Genomic DNA, 13,278 nt, shown 5'->3' with positions numbered 1-13,278 from the left:
TAAATCTCAATGCGTAATCGTCCCGGCAGTAATCATCTGGATTCAGAAAGCGAAGCGAGCGGTAATCCGTTTCAGGTGGATGGTCTGCCTGGTCTGCGGGTCTGTCTGCTGGGTCTGTTTCTGCTGGCACCGCTGCTGGCGGTTGGTGGGCGGCTGGCGTTCATTCAGATGATGAATGCCGAGCATTTTTACTCGCAGTTTGGCAAGACGACCGAATCCTTCGAGACGATTCCCAGCCGAGACGGACGTATTGTCTCCATCGATGGACGCGTGCTGGCAATGGATGTCGAACGCTTCGACCTGCAGGTGCATTACCGCTGGCTGGAAGAGCCGCCCAATGAACGCTGGTTACAACAGCAGGCGCTGACACTGTTAAAACCGGTCGAGCGTCGTCAAAAAGAAAAAGTCGAGGCGGCCCGCGAAAAAGTGCTCGCGCGTCGTCAGCAGTTGTGGGAAGAACTGGCATTGGTGATGCAAGTTCCTCAACAGGACTTGCTGGCTTCCGGTAATGAGATTCAGAAACGCGTAGAAAATATTATTGAAAGCGTGAATGAGAGAGCCGAACAAAAGCGCGCGGAGACGCAGTCGGTCGAAGTGGCTGTCAAAAAAGCTGAAACAACGCCGACTGATTATCCGCAGGCGTTCTGGAAACTGTTGAAAGAAACATTAACCCGTCCACCCCGAAGACCACAGCGGGAACGGATTGTCGTCCGTGAAGAGCTGGATTACCATACTGTGAAGTCAGAAATTCCCCGTGAGATTGCACTGGCGATTTCCGCCCATCCGGAGCACTTTCCCGGCGTGAATATCCAGGTGGCAACGCTCCGCGAGTATCCGCAGAAAACGATCGCCCCGCACGAACTGGGGATTCGACATCGCATCGATGAAAAAACGCTGGCTGCCAGACGCGAACAGTATCCCGACGGAGATCCGCTGGATTACAAGGAAGGCGACCGCATCGGCAAAATGGGGATCGAACGCTCGTACGATCGATTCCTGCGTGGGTTGCGTGGCTTAAAACGTGTCGTGAAAAACAGGCAGGGCGAAATCATCCGCAGCGAAGTCGTTCGCGAACCCAAATCGGGTGACGATGTCGTGTTGACTTTGAATACACGGCTGCAGGGAGACGTTCAGAATCTGCTGGATCAGTCGTTGGACGAATTGGCGCAGCAGAAGGATGAAAACGATTCACCCCTGATTGAGCCTTCCACAGGGGGCTGCATCGTGGTCCTTGATGTACGGAGTGGCGCGATCGTCGCGACCGCATCTGCACCGCGGTACGACCTCAATCTACTGCTGAATCCATCTCCGGAAGAATGGCAGGCGGTGCTGGATGATCCACGGCGTCCTTTGTTTCCCCGGGCCACTCAGATGATGCTGCCCCCCGGCTCGACCTTTAAAGCACTGACTTCGATCGCATTACTGGAAAGTGGCAAGATCGATCCGGATGAGATGTATCCCTGCCGCGGTTACCTGGACCGACCTGATCGGCATCGCGACTATATTTACCGGCACTATGGAGTCGGTCACAACGACATTAATCTCACACAGGCGTTATGCCAGTCCTGTAACGTCTACTTTTTTCAGGCAGCCCGCACGATGGGACCGGAGACGATCTGCCACTGGGCCGATCAACTGGGGTTCGGCAAGCCGACCGGCATTGATATTTCCGGCGAACGCGGCGGTCATCTGCCCGACCCTTCATCCGACAGGAAAAAAGGCAAGTCTCCCTGGTATCCCGGCGATACACTGGGCATTGCCATTGGTCAATCCCGGTTGACAGTCACGCCTTTACAGATCGCGCGGCTCATGGCGGTGATTGCCAATAATGGCGAACTGGTCGTCCCCCATCTGGCTTACAGCATTGTTCCCTCGGCAGAATCGACGACGACCACCAGACAGATTATCTCTCATCCCCAGCGCTATGTGAGTGGCATTCATCCGGATACCCTGGAACGCGTGCGGGAAGGCTTGATCGATGTCGTAGCGAATCCTCACGGAACCGGCTACAAAACGGTACGGATGAAAGAAATTTCCATCGCCGGAAAAACGGGGACCGCGGAGACCGGCGGAGGCAAAAATGATCACGCCTGGTTTGCCGGTTTTGTACCAGCCACCCGACCCAAATATGCGTTTGCCGTTGTGATTGAACATGGCGGTTCCGGCAGCCGTGTCGCGGGACCGGTCGCACAGAAACTGGTGCGGGCGATGCTCGATACCGGATTACTTCAATCCACGGCAGGCAAACTGCAGGCAAACTGAATTCAATCGATTTTACTTCGCTTCTTTTTTCTGCGGGATCAACGCTTCCGGCTGATCAATATTCAGATAGTGTCCATGATCGGCGGTGAGAATCACGATGGTTTCATCCCAGTTGCTGTTCTTCTCCACCCAGTCGGTAATCACCTTAAACGCGTCATCGCCGCTTTTGACAGCGCCGATGGAGTTATCCAGATTGTTATCGTGGTTGGCCCAGTCGACATCTCCGGCTTCCACCAGCAGCCAGAAACCCTGTTTGTTCTGGCTGAGGACGGCGAGTGCCGACTCAGTCATATCAGCCAGTGTCGGGTTTTCAGCGATATCTGATTCAGAGTAAACTTCAGAACTGTTCTTTAATCCCGGAGCGGGCTGGTAATCGCCGTTGGCTGTCTGGTAGGGGAGATGGGCCGCGTATTTCTCGACGCCATACACGCCCAGCAGTCGTGTTTTATTTTTGATGGCGGCGTCGGTTGCCTGTTTCAGGCCATCTTTCCCTTTGACCTGGGGAGTTCTTAAAGCGACCGTGTATTTTCCACCTTGTTTGACGTCTGCCTTGTTGATGGTTTCTTCCGAAATGTATTTCCAGCCGGGCACGAAGTTCTTGCCATGCGATTTGCCGCCGGTCGGTTTTTCCATCGTGCCAAAGCCTCCCCCCAGCACGACATCCAGGCCAGGCATCGCCTGCTCCGGATGGGAAATTGAAGTTTGTCCCAAGAGGTCGCGGGCCAGGTCCTGATAGTCGTTACGGCTGACATTGTGTGCATAAGTGGCAGCAGGTGTGGCATGAGTAATGGGAACACTGGTAACAACGCCAACGGAATAACCTTTCTCCTGTGCTTCGTGTGCAATGGTTGCAACAGGGGCACCATTGGGATCTACGTTGATCGCGTTATTGTAGGACTTGATACCGGCGGTCATGGAAGTGGCGGTGTTGGCCGAATCAGGGTAAGCGTGCTCGCCATACTTGTTACCGGGGCTGCCAATCAGATATTTTTTATCGCTGCCTGCCGTCCAGGGATTGGAGCCCCCTTTTTTTGCATTATATCCCCCACGCATTTTTCCACCTGCGTTGAGAACACGTTGGCCATTCACATCCACGTTGGAGCCATCGTTGTGAGGCGCCGTCACCATGTAACCAAACTGCGAGGTGCCATCAGCCGAGTAATCCTGAAAATGGAAACCGGTTCCCCGACCGCTGTTGTACTTGTCAGCCGCGTTGTAATACAGGGCTGCGGCGCGGGTGGTCTGCCAGTCCATGCCATCAAATACAAACAGGATGATATTCTTTTTGCCCGCTTTGAGCGCTGCCTCCTGGATATCATAGAGGTTGGTCTGGTCCAGATATTTAGCTTTCGGGTTCAGCGTATTCTCAGGCAGAAATCCATAAATGGCTTCGAGTTTTTTTTTGTCGCGATAAGGGCTGTTTTTCCCTTTGTACGACTTCAGATTATAACCGGGTACACCGTTCTTGGTGCCGAAGGTGTAGACCGGAATCAGCCGCAGGGAATGAGTGGACCATTGGGTATAGTCATTCGGATCAAAGCCCCAGTGGGCGACCGGGCTCTTCTTATGCTTAATCGCTGCAGTCTGGATCTTTCGAATGTGATCTTCAGTCGGTTGTTCCGCCTGGGCAGGAGTCAGATTGAACAACAGGATCAGAATCAACAGGCGGGAAGAAACAGCAAAATTCATGAAAGCCTCTGGGTAGATGAAAGCAAAATCGTTGTTGATGAAAACCGGCAGGAGTGGCATCATTATAGTCACAGTCAGTCACTGTTTGTAAAGCGCGTGGTGTGAAGCCTCGGTTAAGTTTCAGAGATAGCAGCTTCGTAAAATATTCGACGCTTGATGCGTAACGAAAATCCCCTCCTGTGGTTCTTATGTATAGTGTTGCTGAGCTGTCTCTGGAACAGGGTAGAAGCAGTCATTATGAGGAAAACAGAGCTCCGTCAGATCAGAAAGAACATGTACGAACGATACATATTGCCTGATAATTGTGCAAATTTCAGGAATGGTATATGTTTTGCATTATTAAGATATTCTGTAATACCATAGAATCTTCAAGGAATGACTTACTCAGATCAGGAAAACAAGATGACTCCTCGGGAAGTGCTCGCCCTCTGTCGTGAACGGGAAATTCAGGCCGTTGATTTACGGTTTATGGATTTCCCTGGAACCCAAAAACATTTCACAATTCCTGCTAAGATATTGGCAGAGAAGAGTTTCGAAGATGGTTTCGGTTTCGATGGCTCCTCAATGCGTGGCTGGAAAGCGATTAATGAAAGCGACATGCTGGTTGTGCCCCAACCAGATACCGCATTCGTTGATCCCTTTATGTCCAATACTCTGGTGATGACCTGTAATATTCAGGACCCGATTACCCGGGAAGACTATGCCAAAGATCCGCGCAATGTTGCCCGAAAAGCAGAAAGCTACATGCGGTCGACAAAAATTGCCGATGTCGCCAATTTTGGGCCCGAAGCCGAGTTCTTTATCTTCGATGACGTGCGTTTTGATCAGAACGAGCACGAATGCTATTACCATGTGGATAGTATCGAAGGCCAGTGGAATCGTGGCAAGGCAGGCAGCACCCAGAACGCCGGCTATAAAATTCGCCATAAGGAAGGTTACTTCCCCGTACCTCCTGCGGACACCCTGCAGGAAGCCCGTACCGAGATGATGCTGGCGCTGATGGAGTGCGGCGTCGACGTCGAGGCCCAGCACCATGAAGTGGCGACCGGCGGTCAGTGCGAAATCGATATGAAATACGCGCCGTTGTTAAAGACGGCTGACAATCTGCTGCGATACAAATACATCGTCAAGAATGTCGCTGTCCGACATGGCAAAACCGCTACCTTCATGCCTAAGCCGTTATGGAATGATAACGGTTCCGGCCTGCATCTGCACATGTCCCTCTGGAAAGATGGCAAGCCGTTATTTGCCGGCTCGCGTTATGGCGGACTCAGCGAGATGGGCATGTACGCCATGGGCGGGATCCTGAAACATGCGCCGGCGCTCTTTGCCTTCTGCTGCCCGACCACCAACAGCTACAAACGTCTGATTGCCGGTTTTGAAGCTCCCATTAATTTGACTTACAGTTACCGCAATCGATCAGCGGCGATCCGCATTCCTGTGCACAGTCCACATCCCGAAAACAAACGCTTCGAATTCCGCTGTCCCGATTCCTCTTCCAACCCTTACCTGGCGATGTCAGCCGTATTGATGGCGATGCTCGACGGAATTCAGAACAAGATCGATCCCGGACATCCGCTCGAAAAAGATATCTACGATCTGAAACCGGACGAACTGGCCGAGCTTCCCAGCGTACCCGATTCACTGGAACACGCGCTGCAGGCATTACGTGACGACCACAAGTTCCTGCTGACCGGCGATGTCTTTACCGAAGATGTCATCGATACCTGGATCTGGTACAAAACCAATCAGGAAGTCGCTGCGTTGCGTGAGCGACCACATCCTTACGAATTCGCCATGTACTACGACATTTAAAAACGGCGACTCTGAGATTTAGGAAATTCCCGGCTCGCGGTCCAATTGCATTGCACAAAGGCGAAAACAGCGTTTTTTGCTGTGTTGTGAAGACGCTTGTGTTACGATATTGGAAGTGGGTGCGTCGTCCCTGCTTCCTGTAACCAGCTTCAGAACCAATTATCAGTTCCCGGAGAAGTCCCCATGAAACTCGCATCAGGCGTTTTGTGCTTACTTGTGTTGCTGCTTTCTCACCAGTCTGGGCGTGCAGGCGAACCGGGATTGCACGATGGCTGGCAGGCGAAGACGCCTCGCGAAGAACTGCGTCCCGACATTTCCTGGAACGCGGATGCGGGACCCGATCAGCGGGGTGCCTTTCTGATCCAGGCTGACGGTCGCGAAGGCTTGATGGGACACATCCAGAAATTGTTCCCTGTCGAAGGGGGAAAGACGTATGAATTCACAGCGCTGCGAAAAACCGCAGGCATTGACCTGATCCGCCGTGCCGGTACAGCCCGCCTGATCTGGCTCGATCAAAACGGAAAACGTGTCACGCGGGACGAACCTTCTTTCGCGTCCTATCGACCGGGAGAACATCCGCGGGCAGAACCCGAATTTCCAGGAGATCAGGAAACAAACTCGGGCTGGACGAAGGTTGCCGGGGTCTACCGTGCTCCTGCAATAGCGACGCAGGTTCAAGTCGAATTACATTTTCGCTGGGGACCACCCCATTCACAGATTCTGTGGAGCGATATGAGTTTAAAACAGACCAAAGATTTGCAGCCCCGCATCGTACGTCTGGCGACAATTCATCATCGACCCCGTGAAGGGAAAAAACCGACCGATAAGCCAGCCCAGTTCGCGAAGTTGATTGAGCAGGCTGCAGAACAGAAAGCAGATCTGGTTGTGCTGCCGGAATCGATTACGGTTTACGGCACTGGTTTGTCTTATGCCGAAACCGCGGAGCCAATTCCCGGGGCTTCCACAAAGTACTTTGGCGAGCTGGCTAAAAAGCATGACCTGTATATTGTCGTTGGTCTTTACGAACGGGCAGCGCATCTGGTTTATAATGTGGCGGTGCTGATTGGCCCTGATGGAAAAGTGGTTGGAAAGTATCGCAAAGTCACACTTCCCCGTGGCGAGATTGAAGGAGGAGTCACACCCGGTCACGAATATCCGGTGTTTGAAACCCGTTTTGGAAAAGTGGGCATGATGGTCTGCTACGACGGCTTCTTTCCGGAAGTCGCTCGCGAACTGAGCAAGAACGGAGCCGAGGTCATCGCCTGGCCGGTCTGGGGCTGCAATCCCCTGCTCGGTGCAGCGCGTGCGTGTGAAAATCATGTGTACGTCATCAGCAGCACATACACGGACACTTCTTCCAACTGGATGATCTCCGCGATTTACGGACAGGATGGTAAACCGCTGGCACAGGCGAAGGAATGGGGCACGGTCGCGGTCACCGAGGTAGACCTGAATCACCCACTGTACTGGCAGAGCCTGGGAGATTTTAAATCTCAGATCGAACGACATCGCCCGGTGGTGGATCCAAAACCCTGATCGCAGCGTTCGAGTCACTCGGGGCGTGATGAATTCTGTTACAATCTTACCTACGGTGCATTCACAACGTTACCCGTAGTATTGACGGTGATTCCGTTATTGTTGGCTGAGAGATCAGAAAGGTCCTGGATTCTGATGATGCCTCCTGCATTCGTCGTGAAGTCGAATGGTTTGTGAGCCGTGTTGCCAAAGATCTGCATGGTCAAATCAGAGCCGGCGTTTTCTGAATAGATCAGCAGGTCTCCACTGGTGCTGACATTGTCTGCGAAGATATTCTGAGTGACCCGCATATTTGCCGCTGCACCATTTGTGACATCGACACGCACATTATAATAGTTGGGTCCGATCTTGTTGTTGGTGATGAAAAAGTCATGGTTCGTGCCTTGGCTTATTTCGGCGATCAGGCCGTAATAAAAGACGTTAGAGTCGGTATCGTCTGAGATGAGATTGTCATTGACGGTGGTCGTCGTGGTGCCGCTGGTCTGGTAGTTCAGCCAGATTCCTCTGCCATTCGTGGCATGATCATTGGTGGCGATCTGGTTATTCGTGATATTTGTATTGGCCGACCCATTCAGATAACTGACATAGATTCCATTGAAAATGGCCGATCCAACAATACTATCGTCATCGTTCAGGATGATATTGTCAGCGATCGTCGTCTGTGCAAACCCACTTGAATTGCCCGTGTATCTGACTCCGCCGACCAGCGAGAAGTCGACGCCGGAGATCTGGTTATTGCGAATGCGGGTGGTGATATCACCGGCGGTCGTGGAGACGTTAATCCCGTTGTCAGAAGTCTGCACGAGACTGGAAATGAGATTGTTGTCGACGGTCACATCAGCATCGCCGTTGAGTTCAATATCGATCGCGTTATCAAATGCCGTGGCGACACTTTTGATCGTGTTATGACTGACAGTGATGTTTCCGGAACTGTTTTCGATACCGATGGCGTCATCGCTGACATCCTGCAGGGTGTTATTTGTAATGGTAATGCCCTGTGAATTAGCAACGGCAATACCCGAAGTCGAACCGTTCGTAATTGTATTGTTGGCAATGGTGATATTCTGCACGCCGTCCGCCATGACTGCCGGGTCTGCGCCTCCACTGGTGATATTAAATCCGGACAGCACACTGCCACTTCCCAGGACAAAATTTCCGGTGATCCGGGGAGTCAGTCCGGTGTTTGAGTCTGGCAGAGCCACTTGACCGATTTGCGTATTCAAAAACTGGGTCGGGCCGGACGAGAGGACCTGGGTCTGACTGGAGAGGGTGAATGTGCCGGTTTCAGAATCACCGCGGTGATCATAAACGACGACATCACCTGCCTGCGTCCGTGGATCGGCAAAGGCGGCTGCTAACGTGGCATACGGATCTTCGTAAGAGCCATCGCTGTTGCCTCCACTGGCGACATGCATAAAGTAATACGGATTGCCTGTGGAAGGATTAATCAATAAGCCGCCATTCGGATCCTGAATGGCCTGGTTGTCGACCACAATGCTGCGGAGTCGTTCCGGCGATTCCCCCAGGCGATCGCGTGCCGGGATGTCGGCTTTGAGGCCGTCGCGTCGCCCGGTGATACTCGGCCATGTAATCGAGACAGAAAAATTGACAGTCGTATTGAAAACGCGATCGTTCTGCACACCCAGGTTCAAAGCAATCAGATCAGAAATGCGATTCTCCACGCGGGTTTTCCAGCCCCACGCCTGCTGGCTGCCGGGTGCCTGAAAATGATACCAGCCGGCAAACGCCCGCACATCCATGGAGTGACTTGTTAATATTTTTCGGCCGGCTTCCATATCCACGCCGGTCATGGCGGCTTGATAGTAGCGGGTCAGAATCCCTCCATAGAGATAATGCCCGACAAACTGGCTGGGTCCGCCGAGAGTGTGAGTCGTACCGACCAGCGCGCGTCTGTTGCCTGTGGGCACATACCAGTTCAAACGCGCGTCCCACAGGTCGCCCAGAGTTTCAATGCCGCCTGAGACCTGGCTGAAATTGGTGGCGCCGGTGTCTCGGGTGTCGTAGTACACATATCCGCCGATCGTGCGTCCCCATTCCGGCAGGTACTGGCGGGCACCCAAGCCCACATTGGACCCCAGGTTTTGGTTCTGATCATCCAGTAACAGTCGCGCATCGAGAAAGGTGAGCCAGTTGCCATCTTCCGCTTCAAGTAAAGGCAGAAAACCATCCAGCGAAGAGAGTCCCCCGATCCGACCAATGGTATCACCGGCCTGATAGCGATAGCCGAAATGGGGACGGTAACGTCTGAACCAGGCAGAGTCGCCAAAGAGTTCTGACACATCACCGGTCACGTTTTGTGTTTCCGGGGCGGGCAGAATTTCAGAAGAGTCAGCCAGGAGCGAGCAGGGGGCGCAGCTCAAAATCAGCAGCCCGAGAGAGAAAAGTTTCATGGAGTCCATTCCACTTGATGCAGCACATTATTTTTAAAGCCTATGAAAATTCTTCGACGCAGAATTGAGAGGGCTGAAGAAAAGTTCAGAAAAAACATGTGTGAACAAGCGGCCTGTTCCGGTTAGTTAAAACAGGATGTGTAGTGAAGTCTTCGGCTCACAACAAGCTGTCAGATCATTGATTCAACAAAGATCAGGGAGTGTTCTGGATGGTTCCCGGTCCCAGCAGATTGATGGTGGCACCATTGTTGTTTGGCTGGAGGTTCGGCAGATCGTCGATGTTGATTGTACCGCCCACACCGGCGAAGAAGTCCAGTGCAGTGTCCGTTGTATTCCCCGTGACATCCATAAAGATCGTATCGGGTGAGAAGACAGCGACATCCAGGCCGCGACCGCCGATGCCAGCACTGCCATTCAACAGGTTGTTTTGCACCTGCACCGTTGCCGAGGCGCCTGAGACGTTATTCATCAGGATCTCAATTCCATCGTCAAAGACGCCACCCGATTGTGCGATCTGGTTATTGTTGATGAAGGCACTGTGATTCACGCCCCGATCCACGTCCAGGGCAATCCCGTCTGTAAACAGGGCGGCATTGTTGTCGTCTGAAATGGTGTTCTGGGTGATATATGATGTGGTTGTCCCTGTTGTATTCAAATTAAGATAAATGCTGGTTCCAAACAGGTTCACCAGATCGTCGGAGTCAATCGTATTCTGCGAGATCATCGTCGTGGCAGAACCATCATCGTAAATCACGTTGATCGCATTTCCAAAGGCCCCCGCGGTATTGTTGATTGTGTTGTTGGAAATGTTGGTGGTCATCACCCCATTCGCGGTACCGTGGAATGTGATGGCATCGCCAAATGCGCCCACCGTGTTGGTGATGGTGTTACCGGTAATCGTGGTATTTACGGCACCGGTTGAGTTACTGGTAAAATCAATCCCATTTCCGAAGGCGTCCACGAAACTGGTAATCTGGTTGCCTCTGATGCGTGTCGTCACATCCCCGGAACTGGCTGTGACTTCAATTCCCGAACCGGCAAGCGCAATCACACTGGTAATGGTATTGTTGTCGATGTCAACATTCGCATTTCCATTGAGGGTGACATCGATACCTGTGGAGAAAGCGGTCACAATACTTCTGATCGTGTTATCACTGATGGTGCCGTTTCCAATACCACGCACCGAAATGGCATCAGAGTCGGCATTGTTGATCGTATTGTTAGAGAAATTGAAGTTCTCAACATTCAATCCGATGATACCATATGTCGTTGGTGAGTTGATGGTAGTGTTTTTGATGGTGACATTCTTCGAGTCAGCAATTTGGACGGCAGAGAATCCACTGTTATCGAGTGTTCCGCCGTTGAGTGTGACGCTCCCTGTGACATTTTTGATATCGAGTGGCGCCAGAGTGGTGTTGCTGGTGTTCAACTCGGCAATAGTGATATTCGCGGAGCTGTCGTCGATATCAACGGCCGTCGATCCATTGGTGGTTGTGATTTGACCGAACTCAATGGTTCCGCCAGAATTCGCAATCACAACCGCATTACCGTTGGTATTCGTAATGGAGCTGTTGGTAAAGGTCACATCAGCCGCGTTTTGGCTGCCCGTAATTGACACGCCCAGACCATCTGTTTTCGTAAGGGGGGTTTGGTCGAATGTGGCGGGGCCTGTTAAATTTGTCAGGCTGATAGCCGTACCAGCTCCGTTATGATTGATCGTATTGTTCGAGACCATCAGGTTCCCCACGCCATTGGCAATAATCGAAGAACCAGCACCAGTGGTAGTGATATCAAACCCGGACAGCACGCTACGGTTATTCAGAGTGAAGCTACCCGTGATATCGGGATTGATGCCAGTGCCGGAGTCAGGTAACTGGATCTGGCCGATGGTGGAAGTGATGAACTGCGTCGGTCCTGCTGAAAGGACCTGCGTGTTGTTTGCGAGAGTAAAGTCGCCTGTTTCCATACCGTTGCGGTGATCGTAGACAACCACATTACCCTGTTGTGTGCGCGGATCAGCAAAGGCGGCTGCGAGCGTGGCATAGGGGTCTTCATAAGAACCATCGCTGTTTCCGCCGGTGGCGACATGCATGAAGTAAAAAGGCAGTCCCGTGGTCGGATCGATGACAAGGCCGCCATCCGAGTCCTGAATTTCCTGATTGGCAACGACAATGCTGCGGAGTCGTTCGGGGCTTTCACCCAGTCGATCCCAGGCTTTCAGGTCAGAACGGGGGCCTCCTCGCAGGCCAGTGATACTGGGCCACTGGATGCCGACTGCAAAGTTGACGGTGGTGTTGAAAACCCGATCGTTCTGCACGCCCAGATTCAATGAAACCATATCAGAGATGCGGCTCTCAATCCGGGACTTCCAACCCCAGGCCTGTTCACTGCCTTTGGCCTGGAAATGGTACCAGCCTGCATAGGCGCGAAGGTCCATTGATTCGTTGGAGTAGAATTTGGCACCTGCTTCCATATCCAGGCCTTTCATCGCGGCCTGATAGTAACGGGTAAAAGTACCCCCCGTCAGATAATGACCGACGAATTTATAGCTCCCACCACTGGTGTGTGTCGTTGCATACTGATTGCGTGTCTGGCCGGTAGGGACGTACCAGTTGAGCCGCGCATCCCAGATATCGCCCAGGGTTTCGATACCGCCGGAGACCTGATCGAAGCTGGCATAACCTGCGTCACGGGTGTCGTAGTAAATATAGGCCCCGATCGTGCGTTGATAATCGGGAATATATTGACGGGCACCGACGCCAACATTCGAACCCAGATTATGATTGTCGTCACCCAGTAGCAGCCGCGCGTCAATGAAAGTCAGCCAGTCGCTGTCTTCCCCTTCCAGCAGTGGGAAAAAGGCATCAAAGGAGGAAAGACCGCCGATGCGTCCGATGGTGTCGCCGGCTTCATAGCGGTATCCGAAATGAGGTCGATAACGGCCAAACCAGCCAGAATCGCCGAAGAGTTCAGAGACATCCCCGTTGATCTCTTCCTGCGGAACACCCGCCGGCTCCACAAAGGGATCGAGCGTGTCCGCTGAGATTGAGTACGGCGCACTAAGTGAGATCAATAAAGCAAGATAGATGCGTTTCATGGAGTCCATTCCAATGACAGTGTATTGTTATCAACTCTGTCGTCTAAAAGGCTCCACACGCTGAACTGCAATTATTTGCAGTGGTTCACAAGTCTCGAACAGGTTCTGTTCAGGTTCGGTGAGTCAAAATAGGATACTGTTACGGATTTAGATGTTCAGCATTTTAGACTGTGTCCAGTTTTTTGCTGTAGCGTCTCCAGGGCCATTTGGACCGAGTGTAATAGATTGTGAGACGCTCTAGTGTAACATTCAGGGAAGCAGCAAGTCAGTGGTATTCTGGACCGAACCGAGACCCAGCATCCAAGGCAACATATCATGTCTTATTTGCAGACAGTTGGGCCGGTTTTCAATCTTCAACGTACTGCCCAGCCTGTATCCACTGCGAACGGGATATCACTGATTGTGCCATTACTCGAACGGGTCAACAGATCGTGTCCACCAACCCGATACGGGCCATCATCGCTCAAT

At 52.3% G+C, this 13,278-nt stretch carries 6 protein-coding genes; 3 read left to right on the top strand and 3 right to left on the bottom strand.

Annotated elements, in window-relative coordinates:
- The first annotated feature begins 9 nt into the window (after positions 1-9).
- On the top strand, positions 10-2,262 hold the full coding sequence (locus tag Pan161_RS14105; RefSeq protein ID WP_145228017.1) for a penicillin-binding transpeptidase domain-containing protein: 2,253 nt from the start codon (positions 10-12) through the stop codon (positions 2,260-2,262).
- A gap of 12 nt (positions 2,263-2,274) precedes the next feature.
- Here the strand turns inward: Pan161_RS14105 and Pan161_RS14100 are convergent, their stop codons facing one another.
- Positions 2,275-3,951 (bottom strand): alkaline phosphatase, encoded by a 1,677-nt coding sequence (locus Pan161_RS14100; RefSeq protein ID WP_232103734.1) that lies wholly within the window; start codon positions 3,949-3,951, stop codon positions 2,275-2,277.
- A 402-nt stretch (positions 3,952-4,353) separates the two neighbouring features.
- Between Pan161_RS14100 and glnA the strand changes: the two genes are divergently transcribed.
- Together glnA and Pan161_RS14090 are read left to right on the top strand one after the other, a co-directional pair.
- On the top strand, positions 4,354-5,766 hold the full coding sequence (gene glnA / locus Pan161_RS14095) for a type I glutamate--ammonia ligase (protein ID WP_145228014.1): 1,413 nt from the start codon (positions 4,354-4,356) through the stop codon (positions 5,764-5,766).
- A gap of 183 nt (positions 5,767-5,949) precedes the next feature.
- Positions 5,950-7,302, top strand: a complete 1,353-nt coding sequence (locus tag Pan161_RS14090) for a carbon-nitrogen hydrolase family protein (protein WP_145228012.1) — start codon at positions 5,950-5,952, stop codon at positions 7,300-7,302.
- Between the two features lie 50 nt (positions 7,303-7,352).
- On the opposite strand, the gene Pan161_RS14085 is transcribed toward Pan161_RS14090, so the two are convergent.
- Together Pan161_RS14085 and Pan161_RS14080 are read right to left on the bottom strand one after the other, a co-directional pair.
- Positions 7,353-9,713, bottom strand: a complete 2,361-nt coding sequence (locus tag Pan161_RS14085; protein ID WP_197995868.1) for a right-handed parallel beta-helix repeat-containing protein — start codon at positions 9,711-9,713, stop codon at positions 7,353-7,355.
- Positions 9,714-9,906: 193 nt separating this feature from the next.
- Complete coding sequence (locus Pan161_RS14080) at positions 9,907-12,810, bottom strand: beta strand repeat-containing protein (RefSeq protein ID WP_197995867.1); 2,904 nt, start codon at positions 12,808-12,810, stop codon at positions 9,907-9,909.
- Positions 12,811-13,278: the final 468 nt, after the last annotated feature.

The organism is Gimesia algae, from assembly GCF_007746795.1.
GTDB lineage: Bacteria > Planctomycetota > Planctomycetia > Planctomycetales > Planctomycetaceae > Gimesia > Gimesia algae.
Note: the sequence above shows the minus strand (reverse complement) of the source record. Positions and strands in the feature narration are given on the sequence as shown.

Excerpts from the sequence above, each read along its gene's own strand:
- Pan161_RS14105 (WP_145228017.1), top strand. The coding sequence starts at position 10 with ATGCGTAATCGTCCCGGCAGTAATCATCTGGATTCAGAAAGCGAAGCG.
- Pan161_RS14100 (WP_232103734.1), bottom strand. The coding sequence starts at position 3,951 with ATGAATTTTGCTGTTTCTTCCCGCCTGTTGATTCTGATCCTGTTGTTC.
- glnA (WP_145228014.1), top strand. The coding sequence starts at position 4,354 with ATGACTCCTCGGGAAGTGCTCGCCCTCTGTCGTGAACGGGAAATTCAG.
- Pan161_RS14090 (WP_145228012.1), top strand. The coding sequence starts at position 5,950 with ATGAAACTCGCATCAGGCGTTTTGTGCTTACTTGTGTTGCTGCTTTCT.
- Pan161_RS14085 (WP_197995868.1), bottom strand. The coding sequence starts at position 9,713 with ATGAAACTTTTCTCTCTCGGGCTGCTGATTTTGAGCTGCGCCCCCTGC.
- Pan161_RS14080 (WP_197995867.1), bottom strand. The coding sequence starts at position 12,810 with ATGAAACGCATCTATCTTGCTTTATTGATCTCACTTAGTGCGCCGTAC.